Origin of the sequence: Flavobacterium sp. GCM10022190, from assembly GCF_042656445.1 — a bacterium.
GTDB lineage: Bacteria > Bacteroidota > Bacteroidia > Flavobacteriales > Flavobacteriaceae > Flavobacterium > Flavobacterium nitratireducens.
The window spans coordinates 1,056,664-1,072,554 of record NZ_JBHSOQ010000001.1 but is presented as its reverse complement, the minus strand read 5'-3'; the positions used below and the strand labels follow the sequence as shown (position 1 = coordinate 1,072,554).

Below are 15,891 nucleotides of genomic sequence, written 5' to 3'. Positions count from 1 at the left end.
TATTCACAAATGTAACAAAACAATCAATTGCAGATTCTAAATTATTTTTTAAGCCACAAATCTCTATACATTCTATCCTTATCATACGTATCGGCTTGGTTTTCTATATTAAATAATCGTTTTGATCTGGAATCATTTCCCACTCCAGCTAAATAAGCCCAGTTGCCCCAATTACTACATGCATCATAATCGATTAACTGGGATTCAAAATAAGCAGCCCCAATACGCCAATCAAAATTGAGTTCGTTGCAAAAATAACTTGCTACATTTTGTCGCCCTCTGTTACTCATAAATCCCGTTTGCTTCAATTCGAGCATATTCGCATTGATAAAATCCGAAGCCGTAGTTCCATTAATCCAATCTAAAAACAAAGTTTCATTAAAAGCTTTTGGTTGATCGGCTCGTTCTTTTAGACCTGAAAGTCTGTAAAATTTATTTTGTTGCTTTTTGAACTGAAAACGGAAAAAATCCCGCCACAATAATTCAAAAACCAACCAATAAGTAGATTCATTTGCCCCATTTTGCAATTCATATTTTTTTATTTCTTTGTAAATGGTTCGCGGCGAAATACAACCCAAAGCTAACCAAGGCGAAAACTTAGAAGAATAATCCCCTCCTACCATTTCATTCCTTTTTTCTTTATAAACCGACAGTTGTTTGGATTCAAAAAAGTAATATTGTAGTCTTTTCAAAGCTTCAGTTTCTCCGCCTTTAAACGGAAGCACTACACGTGAATCCATAGCTTGATACTCCAAACCCAACTCTTTTAGTGTGGGCAATTGCAATTCGGGAATTTCAGGTGATGGGATCGCAATTGGTTTTTCAAATGCATTCCTAATCGTTGCATCTAATTCTGTCTTTCTTCTAAAACTCGTAAACAAATCAGGAATAGTTTTAATCGAAAAAGGCAAATCTTCGGGATGATATAAGGTACTTGTACTAAAGGTTTCAAGTTCGCATCGGATTTTAAAAAGGGCCTCTCTGAGCAAACTTTCGGTTTGCTTTTCTTCGATGGTTACTTCTTTTTTTGCAAAAACCTTTTGTGCTTTGTATTCTTGTACAATTTTTGGAATTTCAATCTCAGCTTTTCCTTTAACCACCACTAAACCAGAACCTAATTGACGCAAATTACGATCTAAATCCTGTAAGGATTCCAGTAAAAACTGTGCTCTAAAACTACCTGTTTTTTGAAAACCATAAGTAGTTTTTTGAAAATGAGACTCCTCAAAACAATACACCGCTATTACTTTTTCACTTTTTGCAATCGCTTTCAATACTGTCTCATTATCAACTAAACGTAAATCTGTTTTAAACCATACAATAGCTGTTTTCATAAATCCTCTATATTTTGTAAATAGTAATTTGCTTGTTCTAACAATGCTGCTTTATCCGATGATTTCATTTTCCGCCAAAGATTATACATCATCCCAATACGCGGATTGGAACTTAATTTAGCCTCCTGTTTATCGTAAAAATTCCAATATAAACTATTGAAGGGGCAGGCTTTTTCACCTGTTTTGAGTTGCTTTTTATAAAAACAACTTCCACAGTAATGGCTCATTTTGTCAATGTAAGCAGCAGAACTCACATAAGGTTTTGTACCTACAATTCCTCCATCGGCAAACTGACTCATCCCACGCGTATTTGTAATTTCAACCCATTCGATGGCATCGATATAAATTCCTAAATACCAAGCATCCACTTCATCAGGATGTATGCCTGCTAAAAGCGCAAAATTGCCCGTTACCATCAAGCGTTGTATATGATGAGCATAAGCATATTCTAAAGATTGATGAATGACTTGTTTCAAACAATTCATCTTCGTGTTTCCGTTCCAAAACCATTGCGGCAATTTCGCTTGATGTGAAAAATAATTCATCGAAGCAAATTCAGGCATTTGAGCCCAATAAATGCCCCGCATATACTCTCGCCAACCAATTATTTGCCTCACAAATCCTTCCAACTGATTATACTCAATTACTTCGGGTCTTCGATACCATTCTTGAATAGCACTGTCAATTACTTCCTGTGGCGATAGCATTTTTACGTTCAATGCAAAGGAAAGCCTAGAATGATATAGAGACCATTCATTAGGAAGCATCGCGTCTTGATAACTACCAAACAGTGGCAAACATTCGGCAAGAAAAAAATCCAACAATTGTAATGATTGTGATCTAGTGATGGGCCAAACAAAATTTTTAGCATCTATTGTCCCAATAGTTTTTATGTTTGCTTCGTTTACTTCATCAACAATAGCCGAAACATCATTACAAAATACCAATGGTGGCGTGGGCTTATGATTTTTTGGCAATTTCTTTCGGTTATCACTATCATAATTCCACTTTCCTGTAAGTGGTTGCCCTCCTTGCATGAGCACATGATGTTTTTTTCTAAGCATTCTATAAAAGTTCTCCATCAAGTACACTTTCTTGCCTTCGAAGAATTCAGCCAATTCAAATCGAGAAGTATAGAAATGTTCGGTATCAACCACAGCACTAGAAATCGTAATAGCCTGACAACATGATTTTAACAATGCATCTACTCGATATTCATCAGGTTGCTGGTATTCAAAATGCGTAAATTGATGCTCATCAATTAAGAGTTGAATATTATTTTGAAACGATTGTTTATTGGATGCATCATTCAAATGAATATAAAGTACTTTATGTCCTTTAGCTTGTAAATCAAGACAAAACGCCTTCATAGCAGCAAAAAATCCCACTACTTTTTGAATATGATGTTGCACATAATCGGTTTCTGAACGCAATTCCATCATTACATAAACAACCTCATCTTCCTGATTCTTAAACCAAGAATGACGGCTATTTAACTGATCTCCTAGCACTAATCGTAATGTTTTATTCATGATTTTTCTGGCTTCTGCATTTTGTACTACAGTATTTTACTTGCTCCCAATCTTTTTCCCATTTCTTTCGCCAAGCGAAAGGTCTATTACAGCTTACGCAATTTTTACTAGGAAGATGTTGTTTTTTAACCCCTTTCATTTGACAATTGTTTTTATTTAACGATAGCAGAATCGAAATTCAAACCCACAAAAAGTTCCTGAAAATCCAGAAAGTGCGCTAATCATCAAGACGACTTTTGTTTTACATGTTTCTTCAAAATGCGTTTAGCCTCTTCTTTGACCTCGTCTTTCTTTCGAAAACTCCACACAATGTCGCTCGCTTGTTTTCTTGTTTCTTCAATATTAACAATAGGTGCTGGATAATCTGTCCCTATCTCACATCGATACAATTGTTGTTCTATAGGATTCAATTTCCATGGTTCATGAATTAAACTCGATGGTACTTCGACCAACTCAGGGACCCATTTTTTGATAAATTCTCCTTCAGGATCATGATCTTCCGAATTTTTAATAGGATTGTAAATACGGATGGTATTAATTCCTGTCGTTCCAGATTGCATTTGAATTTGCGGATAATGAATCCCTGGTTCATAATCCAGAAACTGCCTTGCTAGAAAATGCAATTCTCGCCAGTCTTGCCATAAATTAAAAGTAAAAAAGGAAACCACCATGGCCCGCATTCTAAAGTTGATATATCCTGTTGTGACCAGACAACGCATACAGGCATCTACAATAGGAACACCTGTTTTACCTTCCTGCCAGGCTTTGATATAGTTCTCGTTTCTAGGCCTTATCAAACTATCGTATGCCGAATTAAGATTTTCAAATTCCATACTACATTCGTCTTCAAATTTTTGCATAAAATGGCAATGCCAGTGCAAACGAGAAATAAAATTGCGAAGCGCTCTTTTGTTAGTCGACTCACTATAATGTTGATTCGTATATTGGTAAACCATTCGCATACTAATATTGCCATAGGCTAAATAAGGAGACAAACGACTACAAGAACTTCTACTTAAGGCAGGTTTAGAAATATGTTTGCTGTAATTAACGTATCGTTTTTTTACAAAACTATCCAAATAGCGCCAAGCCCAATATTCTCCTCCTTGCTGAAAATTAGTATTCCTAGTGGTAATCGATTCTGGAAGTGTTTCACCTTTAAGCGATTGATAAAAAGATTCCTCTATTGTTTCCACATTCAATGCAGATTCTGCCACTATTTTAGGCTCATCACGCATTACTTTTTCCCATCTTTTCTCCCAATCAATTCTTGATTTTAATTTTCGGATTACACCATGCAATTGTGATTCTTTCCAAGCAATTCCATGTTGTTCAAAAAAAGCTTCTATAGATACGTCCCTATCAAAAGTGAGTTTGTTTCCAATTTCCTGATGCGAAAAAACCGTTTTAATATCGTAACGAAGAAGTAATTGCTCCAAAACGGGCTGTACTTCGGAATGAAAAAAATAAACTGTAGCCTTATGAGCAGCTAAACGTTGTTGTAATTCTTTGAGTGACTCATACACAAACCGCCAATGACGAACATCGGAATCGGGATAATTCATTACAGAGGGTTCAAAAAAATAAACCAACAAAAGAGGCAAACCTGCATGATGAGCAGCAAAAAGCGCTTCGTTATCAACAAAACGAAGATCTCTTTTAAACCAAACTATATTGATTTCTTTTTTAATCACAACAATTTATGGATAAGGAACTTAGCGGTTTATTAGGCTTAGCATAACTTAATCGGTCGAGACGCACTGTCTTATGGTAGCTATCCAAACCAGAACAGGTAATTGTATTTGCTTTTTCAATGTCCAAAAAGCCATCGTCACTGATACAATTTTCGGGTACATAAATCTCTGTGATTTCTCCAATTACCATTGAAGTATTATTGATAGCAATATCTATTTTCTCTTTAAAAAGAACAGCAATCTGAATATGACTTTGCTTCACAAACGGTGCAAAAAAATCATTCTTAAATTCTGCTTCTAAACCTGTTACCTCAAATTCTGAAATATCCTCATCGTAACGCGCAGAAGTTTGATGCGCCTGTTTGTAGATACTTTCGTTTATGTGATTGATAGTATAATAACCCGTTTCCAGAATATTGCTAAGGGTATTTCTCTCGGGTGGACTAGGCCTAAAGATCATTGCAATTAATGGCGGATGCGCTCCAATATGAAAAATGGAACTAAAAATCGCCAAATTAGTAACCTCCGATTTATTAATCGTTCCTATCAAAGAAACACTCTTAAATCCTCCTAAACTATTGATCAAATGTATTCTGTAAGCTTTTTCTAAAGATTCTAATCGTTCCGTTGTAAAATGTTTTTGCATGATCTTGCTGTTGTTTATGATTCCTAATCCGAGTAAACAAAAACAATTTATATTTTGTTTAAACTTTTTATAAATTTACTAAACAAAATTACAAAAACAAAACTTTTCTCTAAAAGTCGACAAACAAGAAAACCATTAAGAAATTAAGAAAAAGGAGCAGGAAACTCAATGATTCTTAACAACTTAATGGTTTAAAACTGATCTATTATTAGCTAAAAAGCTAGCTAAGCTTTGAACTTATAAAAATTACAAATTAAAATTGAGTCCTAAAACAATGTTTCTACCGATATTAGGAATACCATCGGTTTTTAATCGAGAAAGATGTGCAATGTATTTTTTATCGAATAGATTATTCGCATTCAAATTCACATCAAAAGCTTTGTTTCCAAGCTTTACTTTTCCTCCTAAACCTAAATTAATTAGGGTATAACCATTAGTCGCCGTTTCAAAACCACTAACTTTATTTTGATCAAAAGTTGTATTTACGTTAAAAGAAGCAAAACCTTCTTCCAACCAATTTTTGATTTTAAATTCAGTACGAAGTGTATTATTCCATTTGTTAGCTGGAATTAAAGGCAAATAATCACCATTTTGTTTCTTAGCGGTTACCGTTTCAAAACTGGTTTCATAATGTAACCAATCCAGTGGATGAGGATGAATATGCAAACCTATTTCACCTCCATACAAACGGGCATTGTCTTGCACATAAGCAAAAACATCTGTATCATCAATCACTTCTCCATTAGGAGCGGCATAAATGTAATTATCGATATGATTGTAAAATCCATTTATAAAAAACTCAAAATGTTGATTTTGATATTCTAAATTCAAATCGGTTTGAATATTTTGTTCATTTTTCAATGCACTATTTCCCTCTTCAAAACGATTGGTTCCATGATGCACACCATTTGAAGTCAATTCGGCTAAATTTGGTGCTCTAAATCCTGAAGCCACATTCACTCTCAAAACCAATGGTTCCGAAAGATTTGTTTTATACCCCAAAGAGGCATTAAAACTATTAAACGACCTACTCAATGCCTCAAAATCACCACCATGATGTTCGTGCTCTTCATCAGCTTCTTCTTCCTCGTGTTCTTCGGCTTCATGAGCCAATGAATTTAAATTACGATTATCAAAACGCAATCCTGCCTGTAATACATTAGTACCCCATTCATAATTTACTGTACCAAATACACCAAAATCATTAGTCGTTGCATCTGGAATTAAATACTCTTCTCCTCGATTTTTATTTGTTTGATGCATTCCTTGCACTCCTAAAATAGTTTCAAAATTTCCTTTTTTAGGCAAATGATACTTCAAATTGTAATTATAGGTATTCAACAACATATCTAAAGAAGCAACATTACTATCCTCAAATTCTTTTCGATTATTTGAAATAAAACCTAAATCGACATCTAATTTAGAATTACCAAAATAGATCACATTATTCAAACTCAACAAATGATTATCTACCCCTTGGCTTGGAAAATCAGGACGCTTACTTATAGTTTGTTCTGCTATTCCTTCTTCTGGAATACCTAAATCCAATTGGTTAAAGTTGTATCGCAATACGGTTGAAAATGTAGTATTATTATAAGCAACACCGGTTTTAAAGTCGGTTTCATTATAACGGGTATTGGTCACACGATCACCATTTGGCATCTTATAATCCGAATGAGTATTGTAGGTTCCTCTTGCCAAAAACTTCCAATTATCTGTTGATGTTTTTAGTCCTACAGAGGCATTACTACCTAATGTATTGCTAAAATAACGTTGATTCACGTTTGCCTTAAAAGTGTGAGCATCGGCAAATTTTTCAGGGTTAAAAAACAAAACACCACCCATTGCATCCGAACCGTACAACAAAGAAGCCGGACCTTTAATAACCTCTACACTCTCCACCCCAGCATCATTTAAACCCAAACCGTGTTCGCCTCCAAATTGCTGATTTTCTAAACGAACCCCTTGAGAATACACTAACACTCGGTTAGCACTCAAACCACGAATAACCGGTTTCCCTATTGAAGTTCCTGTTGAAATCTGCGAAACTCCAGGAATCGTTGCCAGACCTTCAATTAAGGTAGCCGTTCCTTTTTGTTTTAAACTATTTATGCTTTCGTGTTCTACTTTCATTACGTTTTGCGATTGCATTTTATTGAAAGGTGTAGACACAATTACCTCATCTATTTCTAAAACAGCACTTTGCAATTGAATATTCAATCGGGTTTGTTTGTTTAATTTATCGACCCATTGATTAAGGGTTTTATAACCCATGTAGCTAAAAGCGATTCGGAAATTCCCATTGGGTAAATTTTTAAAACTATAATTTCCGTTAGCATCTGTGATGGTGCCTTTATGTAATTCTGAAATGTAAACCGAAACACCAATAATAGGTTGTTGCGCCTCATCGGTAACCGTTCCTGAAAGTGTATTTTGGGCTTGCACCATAGCCGATAACCCTAAAAATAGGGCAATGATATATTTTTTCATTGAAAGAATGTATTGTTTATTTCCTCCTGATTGAACAACAATAGAAGAAAAGGAAATAGAATTGATTTAATTAGTTTACAAAACCATTGTACTATTTTAAACCATTAAGGGATTACGATTTATTAAGATTATGACTTAATTCTCTTAACTTCTTAATGGTAAAAACAAATGATTTTAATAGTAATAATAAAGTCCGTAATTAAACAATACTTGCAGGCGGGCCACGATGAGCATACAAGCTGCCCGGGAAAGAAACAATAGATCGCTGTTCTTTACTGAAGAAAGGGATTTCTTTGTAATCAACGAAGAAATGATAGTTAGCTATTTGTGTTTGCACAAAACTACTAAAAGCAAAATGACATACCTCACATTGTTCAAAAACCTTGTGCTGATGGGTAATTTCGTTTTTGTTTTGGGTAGTCTTGTGATGACAAACCGTATGCGAAAGCTGTTTTTCTAAATGCTCATAGCTATGAAAAGACTGGAACAGTATCGAGAACAATACCGCCGCCGTGAGCATTAAACTATATAGAATTTGCTTTCTTTTCATGAGAGGCAAAGATAAGTCCTGAATCTTAGAATTCCTAATGAGTTGAATTTCCTTAACAAGGCTATAACTTATGGAATTATTTTGTAAGAATATTTTAATATATTTGGGTTCAAATAAAACCTAACAAATATCAAACCTATTTACCTAATTTAGAATCGATAAGCCTGATATTATTAGACTCACAAACTAGTTGACGAAAATTATCAAAGCACATTACGAAAAGCAACTATTTTATATATTTGAAAAAAATTAAATTTAACATGGAGACTATAAACATTCAAGTAGCTTTTTTCTTAAAAGAAGACTATAATAAACCAATCGAGAAATTATCATTAAATATTCAAGATGTACTTGGGCAACCTGAACGTTTAAATTACATACCCATAGATAATTCAGCTCCAAGTGAATTACCAAGGCTTGAAATTATCTATAAAAATTATAAAGTTCAAGCATCAAAGAACAGAATTGATTTGTATTTAGACTCTATTGACAATTATGCTGAGAAAATTGATTTCTTTAACAATATAGATTATAGTTCTCTAGGAATCCAAATACGAAGAATAGGTTTCGTAAGGTCTTATTTTATTGTAAAGGAAGTTGTTAATTCGAAAAAACTTCTAAATGCTGAATTTCAGGAAATTGATATTAAGGAATTTAATCTGCGAATAAATATTGAAAAAGAAGTCTTAGGAAGGAAGTGTAATAATATTGAACAAATAGAATTTGGAGATATTATTAAATTACAACCTGGCGGACAACAGAAAGTAGAAAACGGCTGCATAGTTAGGAGAGATATTAACACATTAAATGAAATATTATATGAGTTGGTAAAAGATGAAAGAAAAAGTTTGATAGATAAATTCATTATTTTGAGTGAAGAGTTCACATTTAAAAATAAATTAGATTAATTATGGCAAATAATAATTCTAATAGTACGACAGGAGGAATATCATCTTCAACAACAAATTCACAAAATACAAGTTCGGCTACACAACAATCAATAAATTCAAGTACACTTCAGTACTTGAATCACATTCAACAACAACAATCAATTCTTGAAAACAGGATTAATACCTCTTCACAAGAATTAACAAATATTAAAAATGATATTAAAAACCAATCTACAAGAAACATTGAGGTAATTGGTATTTTTTCTTCAGTTTTAGCGTTGCTAATTATCAATGTAAATATTGTAGCATCTGCAAAGGATATTTTATCTGCAATTTTATTAATAATTGGCCTAACTGCTTCTGTTTCAATATTTGCATTACTAATTCATTACTTTTTCAACACACATGTGCTAAACCCGTTAAATAAATTTTTCTGGATTCCGGTAACGGTTCTAGGACTATTACTCATAGTTGGAATTCTTGCGGAAATGAATATTTTTAAAATGAAAAAATTCTCTTCTGAAGAAACGAATGAAAAGGAAAACATTATTATTAACAATAAGATTTTAGGTCAAAAAAATCAATTTACAAGTTCTAACGACACCATAAAAAATACAAATCACCAATTAATTATCGTAAAGAAAGATTCTGTAGTTAAAAAACAATCTCAATAATAAATTTTACCCGATAGCGCAGATACCCCGCTACCGCACGAACAATGTCATTAAGTTAAGATTTTTTGACTTAATTAGCAGGTGTTTCCCCCGCTACAGCACGAATCCTTTCGTGTGGTATTTTCACCCAATCTTTATGGCATTTCTTGATGAGATTTCTTCGCTGCGCTCGCAAAGACAAGATTGAGAAAGTACAAAACCTGTGGGATTTTATAATATTATTATACAAAAAAAGCTTCTCTTTCGAGAAGCTTTTCTATTTATTGTGATTTAGTACTTACACTAAGTTGTTAGCTACTAAATATTCAGCGATTTGAATCGTGTTAGTGGCAGCACCTTTTCTTAAGTTATCAGCAACAATCCACATGTTCAATGTGTTTGCTTGTGATTCGTCTCTTCTTAAACGACCAACGAAAACTTCGTTTTTACCTTGAGCAAATAATGGCATTGGGTATTCAAATTCTTTTAAGTTATCTTGAACAATAACACCTTCTGTACTTTCTAAGATGCTTCTTACTTCGTTGATATCAAAATCATTGGAGAACTCTACGTTTACCGCCTCAGAGTGTCCACCTACGATTGGCACACGAACAGCAGTAGCTGTAACGGCAATTGAGTTATCACTTAAGATTTTTTTAGTCTCACGAACTAATTTCATCTCTTCTTTAGTATATCCATTATCTTCAAAAACATCACATTGTGGAATTGCATTACGGTGGATTTGGTATTTGTAAGCCATATCTCCATCAATTCCTGCGTATTCGTTTTCTAACTGTTTTACAGCTTTCACACCTGTTCCAGTGATTGATTGGTAAGTAGAAACAATAACACGTTTGATGTTGTATTTTTTATGCAAAGGTGCCAAAGCCAAAACCATTTGAATTGTAGAACAGTTTGGGTTAGCAATGATTTTATCTTCTTTTGTTAATTGGTTCGCGTTGATTTCAGGAACAATTAATTTTTTAGTCGCATCCATTCTCCAAGCTGACGAGTTATCTACAACAGTAGTTCCTACTGCAGCAAATTTTGGTGCCCATTCTAATGAAGTATCTCCACCAGCAGAGAATAAAGCAATTTCCGGTTTCATATCCACAGCAGTAGCTAATCCTACTACTTTGTATGTTTTCCCTTGAAACTCCATTTCTTTTCCTACTGAACGCTCAGAAGCCACAAGAATTAATTCGTCATTTGCTTTAACAAAATTTCTTTCAGCTAATACTTGTAACATTACTTCTCCAACCATTCCGGTTGCACCTACAACTGCTATTTTCATAAGTTATATATCTTTAATTGTATTCATTTCAAATTTCGAATTGCAAAAGTAATTAATATTCAAAGGAAAACAAGACGGTTCACAAAAAGTAACAAAAAGTTATAAATATAACAAAAAAGAAAAACCATCCGCCACAGCAGATGGTTTAGTCCTGAAATAAATTCAGGTTAAATTGAACATATAGTGAAGCGGTTTACTTTTTCAATAAATCTCTAATTTCAGCCAATAATTCTTCCTGAGTTGGACCAGCTGGAGCCGCAGGTGCAGGAGCAGCTTCTTCTTTCTTTTTAGTAGCATTGATTGCTTTTACAAGAATAAACAACACAAAGGCAACGATTACAAAATTAATAACCGCCGAAAGAAACAAACCGTATTTTACGCCACCAAAAATGGTTAACTCCTCAATTTTGGTCAAGCTTGCTGCTTCGAGAGCAGGTTTTAATAATAACGGTGTAATTACATCGTCAATAAACGAACTAACAATTTTACCGAAAGCGCCACCAATGATAACCCCGATTGCCAAATCGACTACGTTACCTTTCATAGCAAAGGCCTTAAACTCTGAAATCATTCCCATACTGAATTTGTTTTTTACAATTAAACTTCAATTAAAGTAACTAAATTAAACTTTTTTTAGGAAGAAAAAGCATCAATTAAAAAAAACTAACGATAAAATACTCGTTTTACCCTTTGTGAAATACTCGTAAGGATCTCATAAGGAATCGTATTTAACTTTTTAGCCATAAGTGAAACCGTTGGGCTTTCGCCAAAAATAATCACATCATCCCCTTCCAAACAATCAATTTCGCTTACATCGACCATGAGCATATCCATACAAACGCTTCCTAAAATGGATGCTTTTTGTTCTTTAATCGTTACAAAACCCACTCCGTTCCCCCAAGCTCTAGAAATCCCATCGGCATAACCAATGGGGATGGTAGCCACTTTTGTCGTTTTCTCCGCCATAAATCGTCGCCCATAACCTACACTATCTCCTGCAGGAATGGTTCTAATTTGAGAAATGAGGGATTTTAGCGTTCCTACATTTTCTAGAAATTTCTGTTCGGTTTCGTCATTAGAAACGCCATACAAACCAATTCCAAGTCGCACCATGTCAAATTGAGCGTCTTTGAAATTAGAAATTCCAGAAGTATTCAAAATATGACGAATAGGACTAATTCCTAATTCATTGATAATTTTTGAAGATAATTTATCGAAAAGTCGAATTTGCGACAGTGCAAAATCATGATAATTCACATCATCACTGGTGGCCATATGCGACAAAATACTTTGCACCTTAACAGTTGAATTTCCTTTTAGGGTAGCAATCAATTCGTCCACAGTATTTTCTTCAAATCCTAAACGATGCATTCCGGTATCCACTTTAATATGAATTGGAAAATGTTGCAAATTCTTTTGTTTGGCAATTTTTAAAAAGGCATGCAAACCTTTTAAACTATAAATTTCAGGCTCTAAGCCATATTGAATAATCGCCGAAAAACTAGTGCTTTCGGGATTTAAAACCATAATAGGCAATTTGATTCCGCCGTTTTTCAATGAAATTCCTTCATCGGCAAAAGCCACGCCTAAATAATCTACTTTGTGATGCTCTAGCAATTTGGCTATTTCCAATCCGCCATTTCCATACCCAAAAGCCTTGACCATAACCATGATTTTTACTTTTGGTTGTAACTTGGATTTAAAGAAATTCAAATTATAACTTAGTGCATTCAGATTGATTTCCAAGACTGTTTCGTGGGTTTTCTCTTCGAGCAAAGTCACAATTTCTTCAAACTGAAACGAACGCGCTCCCTTAATAAGAATACTTTCGTTAGAAAAATCCAGTTTTTCAAAATTGGCTATAAATTCGGCTGTATTTTTAAAGGTAATACAATTTGAAAATTGCTCTTTGAATTCTGAAATCGTTTCTCCAATTCCAATCACGCGATGTATTTTATTGGAAACTACGAGTTTAGCCACTTTGGCATACAATTGCTCATTGGGAAAACCGCTTTGAAAAATATCCGAAAGAATTACGGTTTTCTTGTCGTATTGATTTTGACTTTCCAAAACATCCAGCGCAATCTTCAACGACTGATAATCGGAACTATAACTATCATCAATGATACTGCAATTGTTGATTCCGTTTTTAACTTCCAATCGCATTTGGACTGGAAAAAGCATTTCCATACGCGATTGAATCACCTCTATTTCATATTCAAAATGCAATAAGACTAACAAACTCGACACTGCATTTTCTATAGAAGCCTTATCTACAAATGGAATTTTTAATTCGTAAATCTTGCCTTTGAATTGGTATTCTAAAGTAGTTTCACGATTGGAAACTACTTTTTTAGTCACAAAAACATCGGCCGTTTCGTCTTTAAAACTCCATGAAAAAGCTTTTGTATTTTGATTTATATATTTCTCAATATCAGCACTTTTAGGATAAATCAAAACTTCAGCATCGTTAAAAAGCTGCATTTTTTCTTTGATTTTTTCATCTAAATTGGAAAAACCTTCATCGTGAGAGGAACCGATATTCGTCAGAACACCAATATTGGGTTTGATGATTTTTTCTAATTTGTCCATTTCGTTAACGGTAGAAATTCCCGCTTCAAAAATTCCCAAATTGTGTTTTTCATTAATCGCCACCACCGATAAGGGAACTCCTACTTGTGAATTATAACTCTTAGGACTACGAATTACATTATAATCGGGACTCAACAAAAAATTAAGCCATTCTTTCACGATTGTTTTTCCGTTGCTTCCCGTCAAACCAATAATTGGAAAATGAAAAAGACTACGGTAATAAGCGGCCAATTGTTGTAAGGCCTCTAAGGTATTTTGAACAACTAAAAAATTGGCTTTATCTGCACAAGCTTCTGGTATGTAACTTACCACAAAATGCTGAACTCCAATAGAAATTAGTTCTTGAATATAATGATGAGCATCATTGTTAGGTCCAATTAATGCAAAAAACAAGCTGTGTTCGCTATTTTGTAATGATCTACTATCAATAGAAATACTATCAATACTGGCTTCTGGATGTTGTCCAAACCATTGCGCATCTAAAATTGCTATTACATTCTTTATGGTTAGATTCATGAAATCGAAATAGAGTTATGGCAAAATACTTCTTCAAAAATAAGACTTCTTTTTAAAATGAACCCATAGAAATACGGATTAAACCCGAATTAATCATTGGAAGTTATGATAATAAAGCACCAATGATTCCATAAGGGTTAACCCCGATTTAGTAAATCTTCAATGTTTTTCCTAAAACATTGATTAGATTTACTTTATCGATTCCGCTTTTTCTACAGCGGAATTTGGGTTAAAAATGAGTTCAATGAAATCTAAAAACCTACACAAGTAAGATTTCTAAGTTTGCTTATATTTGTATATCCAAGCCCTAAAATCATGCTAAAAAAAACACTCCCTTTTTTCTCTTATATTTTTCACCCGGTATTTATCCCCATATATGCCACGTTGTTCTATTTGTTTCCAGAATATTCCTATGTTATCAACAAAGAAAAATCTTTGGTTTTACTTGAGGTAGCTGTGATTACATTTATTATCCCAATACTCTTTTTTTTTCTACTAAAGTCTACTGGCCGAATAAGCTCTATCATGGCTCATGAATTATCTGAAAGAAAGTTCCCATTAGTAATCCAATCTTTTTTACTGATTCTGCTAGTAAAAAAAAGCATCACCGTTGAACGCTATCCCGAACTGCATTTTTTTATTCTAGGTGCCTTAACCAGTACTCTCATTGCCTTGATTTTATTGTTTGCCAATAAAAAAGCAAGTTTGCATATGATAGGAATTAGCGCTTTGACTTTTTTTGTTTTTGGATTGAGTATGCATCACCAAACGACTAGCACGCTAACCACTATTTTTTTAGTAATTACAAATGGTTTAGTTGCTTCTTCGCGATTAATTATGAATGCGCATACTCCAAAAGAATTGACGATGGGTGTACTTGCAGGAAGTATACCTCAGATACTTTTGATGTACTTATGGTTATAAAATGTAAAAAATAACCCCAACATTCATCGTGTTCATCTTCGCTTTTTCGCCTTCGATACTTAAGTTTTTAAAAATAGGATTTAAGCCGTAGTAAGCATATACATTGAAGGTATTGTAACCCGCCGAAAGGTATAAACCGTACAAGAATTTATTAAAATCATCATTATTAGTAATGAGCGTTTTACCTTGACTATCATTCAAAACCGACTTACTATATGCAAGGTAGCTTAATTTGACACCTCCATAAATTCGCCAAAATTTATAACTTTCATACGTGGATGTTCGCCACCTGAACTCCAGCGGAACATCAATTAATAATTGGGTAAATTTATTTTTATCAAAACTCGTTTCAGAGCCCATAATGACATAATTTGCCTCCTGAGCAGTTCCTGTAATTGCTAAATTTTGATTGTAGTTATTTAAACTCAAACCAACTCCAGTTGCAAAAGCTTTGGTTCTGTTTTTATTGATGGGCATATCTCTCAAAAAACCACCCGACAATCCTATGGAGAACTTTTGTTGTTTTAGTCCTACCGGTTTTTGTTGCAAAGTATTATAAGTAAAAGCAAAGTAGAACTGGTCTTCTCTATATAAAGAATCTACTTTTATTTCTTGTAATTCCGGCTTAGTTATTTCTTCCTGTGCAAAAGCACTGAGAAAAGGTAATACCAGCAAAATACTAAAAAATAATTTTTCTTTAAATGGGCTGAGAAGTAGATTCATTGAGTCTAAATTTAGTAATGTAAAATTAACTGTTTTAGAATAGAACAGTAACA

At 33.8% G+C, this 15,891-nt stretch carries 14 protein-coding genes; 3 read left to right on the top strand and 11 right to left on the bottom strand.

What is annotated here, in order from left to right; translation table 11 throughout:
- Nucleotides 1–41 precede the first annotated feature (41 nt).
- The 7 genes from ACFPTQ_RS04470 to ACFPTQ_RS04440 form a co-directional block, all read right to left on the bottom strand.
- The gene (locus ACFPTQ_RS04470; protein WP_379774378.1) at nt 42–1,334 is read right to left on the bottom strand and encodes a DASH family cryptochrome; all 1,293 of its coding nucleotides are present in this window, start codon (nt 1,332–1,334) and stop codon (nt 42–44) included.
- Nucleotides 1,331–2,866 carry a cryptochrome/photolyase family protein gene (locus ACFPTQ_RS04465; RefSeq protein WP_379774375.1) on the bottom strand — a complete coding sequence of 512 codons (1,536 nt, stop codon included), beginning with the start codon at nt 2,864–2,866 and terminating at the stop codon, nt 1,331–1,333. The genes ACFPTQ_RS04470 and ACFPTQ_RS04465 overlap by 4 nt, the downstream gene beginning before the upstream one ends.
- Nucleotides 2,859–3,005: a DUF2256 domain-containing protein gene (locus tag ACFPTQ_RS04460; protein WP_379774372.1), complete on the bottom strand. Its 147-nt coding sequence runs from the start codon at nt 3,003–3,005 to the stop codon at nt 2,859–2,861. Before ACFPTQ_RS04460 ends, ACFPTQ_RS04465 begins: the two co-directional genes overlap by 8 nt.
- Before the next feature lie 85 nt (nt 3,006–3,090).
- Nucleotides 3,091–4,560 carry a cryptochrome/deoxyribodipyrimidine photo-lyase family protein gene (locus tag ACFPTQ_RS04455; protein WP_379774370.1) on the bottom strand — a complete coding sequence of 490 codons (1,470 nt, stop codon included), beginning with the start codon at nt 4,558–4,560 and terminating at the stop codon, nt 3,091–3,093.
- The gene (locus ACFPTQ_RS04450) at nt 4,553–5,206 is read right to left on the bottom strand and encodes a flavin reductase family protein (RefSeq protein ID WP_379774367.1); all 654 of its coding nucleotides are present in this window, start codon (nt 5,204–5,206) and stop codon (nt 4,553–4,555) included. The genes ACFPTQ_RS04455 and ACFPTQ_RS04450 overlap by 8 nt, the downstream gene beginning before the upstream one ends.
- A gap of 246 nt (nt 5,207–5,452) precedes the next feature.
- Nucleotides 5,453–7,696, bottom strand: a complete 2,244-nt coding sequence (locus ACFPTQ_RS04445) for a TonB-dependent receptor (protein WP_379774364.1) — start codon at nt 7,694–7,696, stop codon at nt 5,453–5,455.
- Between the two features lie 199 nt (nt 7,697–7,895).
- The gene (locus ACFPTQ_RS04440; RefSeq protein ID WP_379774361.1) at nt 7,896–8,246 is read right to left on the bottom strand and encodes a hypothetical protein; all 351 of its coding nucleotides are present in this window, start codon (nt 8,244–8,246) and stop codon (nt 7,896–7,898) included.
- Between the two features lie 260 nt (nt 8,247–8,506).
- Here ACFPTQ_RS04440 and ACFPTQ_RS04435 point away from each other — a divergent pair, with 260 nt between their 5' ends.
- Together ACFPTQ_RS04435 and ACFPTQ_RS04430 are read left to right on the top strand one after the other, a co-directional pair.
- Nucleotides 8,507–9,154: a hypothetical protein gene (locus ACFPTQ_RS04435; RefSeq protein WP_379774359.1), complete on the top strand. Its 648-nt coding sequence runs from the start codon at nt 8,507–8,509 to the stop codon at nt 9,152–9,154.
- Nucleotides 9,155–9,156: 2 nt separating this feature from the next.
- On the top strand, nt 9,157–9,810 hold the full coding sequence (locus tag ACFPTQ_RS04430) for a hypothetical protein (RefSeq protein ID WP_379774356.1): 654 nt from the start codon (nt 9,157–9,159) through the stop codon (nt 9,808–9,810).
- A gap of 277 nt (nt 9,811–10,087) precedes the next feature.
- Here the strand turns inward: ACFPTQ_RS04430 and ACFPTQ_RS04425 are convergent, their stop codons facing one another.
- The 3 genes from ACFPTQ_RS04425 to ACFPTQ_RS04415 form a co-directional block, all read right to left on the bottom strand.
- Nucleotides 10,088–11,083, bottom strand: a complete 996-nt coding sequence (locus tag ACFPTQ_RS04425; protein WP_379774353.1) for an aspartate-semialdehyde dehydrogenase — start codon at nt 11,081–11,083, stop codon at nt 10,088–10,090.
- A 193-nt stretch (nt 11,084–11,276) separates the two neighbouring features.
- On the bottom strand, nt 11,277–11,660 hold the full coding sequence (mscL, locus tag ACFPTQ_RS04420) for a large conductance mechanosensitive channel protein MscL (RefSeq protein WP_278034262.1): 384 nt from the start codon (nt 11,658–11,660) through the stop codon (nt 11,277–11,279).
- Nucleotides 11,661–11,746: 86 nt separating this feature from the next.
- Nucleotides 11,747–14,191, bottom strand: coding sequence for a bifunctional UDP-N-acetylmuramoyl-tripeptide:D-alanyl-D-alanine ligase/alanine racemase (locus ACFPTQ_RS04415; protein ID WP_379774350.1), 2,445 nt, complete (start codon nt 14,189–14,191; stop codon nt 11,747–11,749).
- Between the two features lie 315 nt (nt 14,192–14,506).
- Here ACFPTQ_RS04415 and ACFPTQ_RS04410 point away from each other — a divergent pair, with 315 nt between their 5' ends.
- Nucleotides 14,507–15,115, top strand: a complete 609-nt coding sequence (locus ACFPTQ_RS04410; protein WP_379774348.1) for a hypothetical protein — start codon at nt 14,507–14,509, stop codon at nt 15,113–15,115.
- Here the strand turns inward: ACFPTQ_RS04410 and ACFPTQ_RS04405 are convergent.
- Nucleotides 15,110–15,838, bottom strand: coding sequence for a porin family protein (locus ACFPTQ_RS04405; protein ID WP_379774345.1), 729 nt, complete (start codon nt 15,836–15,838; stop codon nt 15,110–15,112). The two genes, ACFPTQ_RS04410 and ACFPTQ_RS04405, sit on opposite strands and share 6 nt — an antisense overlap.
- Between the last annotated feature and the right edge of the window lie 53 nt (nt 15,839–15,891).

Bases quoted from the DNA above. Each gene is read 5' to 3' on its own strand.
- ACFPTQ_RS04470 (WP_379774378.1), bottom strand. From the start codon at position 1,334: ATGAAAACAGCTATTGTATGGTTTAAAACAGATTTACGTTTAGTTGAT.
- ACFPTQ_RS04465 (WP_379774375.1), bottom strand. From the start codon at position 2,866: ATGAATAAAACATTACGATTAGTGCTAGGAGATCAGTTAAATAGCCGT.
- ACFPTQ_RS04460 (WP_379774372.1), bottom strand. From the start codon at position 3,005: ATGAAAGGGGTTAAAAAACAACATCTTCCTAGTAAAAATTGCGTAAGC.
- ACFPTQ_RS04450 (WP_379774367.1), bottom strand. From the start codon at position 5,206: ATGCAAAAACATTTTACAACGGAACGATTAGAATCTTTAGAAAAAGCT.
- ACFPTQ_RS04445 (WP_379774364.1), bottom strand. From the start codon at position 7,696: ATGAAAAAATATATCATTGCCCTATTTTTAGGGTTATCGGCTATGGTG.
- ACFPTQ_RS04440 (WP_379774361.1), bottom strand. From the start codon at position 8,246: ATGAAAAGAAAGCAAATTCTATATAGTTTAATGCTCACGGCGGCGGTA.
- ACFPTQ_RS04435 (WP_379774359.1), top strand. From the start codon at position 8,507: ATGGAGACTATAAACATTCAAGTAGCTTTTTTCTTAAAAGAAGACTAT.
- ACFPTQ_RS04430 (WP_379774356.1), top strand. From the start codon at position 9,157: ATGGCAAATAATAATTCTAATAGTACGACAGGAGGAATATCATCTTCA.
- ACFPTQ_RS04425 (WP_379774353.1), bottom strand. From the start codon at position 11,083: ATGAAAATAGCAGTTGTAGGTGCAACCGGAATGGTTGGAGAAGTAATG.
- mscL (WP_278034262.1), bottom strand. From the start codon at position 11,660: ATGGGAATGATTTCAGAGTTTAAGGCCTTTGCTATGAAAGGTAACGTA.
- ACFPTQ_RS04415 (WP_379774350.1), bottom strand. From the start codon at position 14,191: ATGAATCTAACCATAAAGAATGTAATAGCAATTTTAGATGCGCAATGG.
- ACFPTQ_RS04410 (WP_379774348.1), top strand. From the start codon at position 14,507: ATGCTAAAAAAAACACTCCCTTTTTTCTCTTATATTTTTCACCCGGTA.
- ACFPTQ_RS04405 (WP_379774345.1), bottom strand. From the start codon at position 15,838: ATGAATCTACTTCTCAGCCCATTTAAAGAAAAATTATTTTTTAGTATT.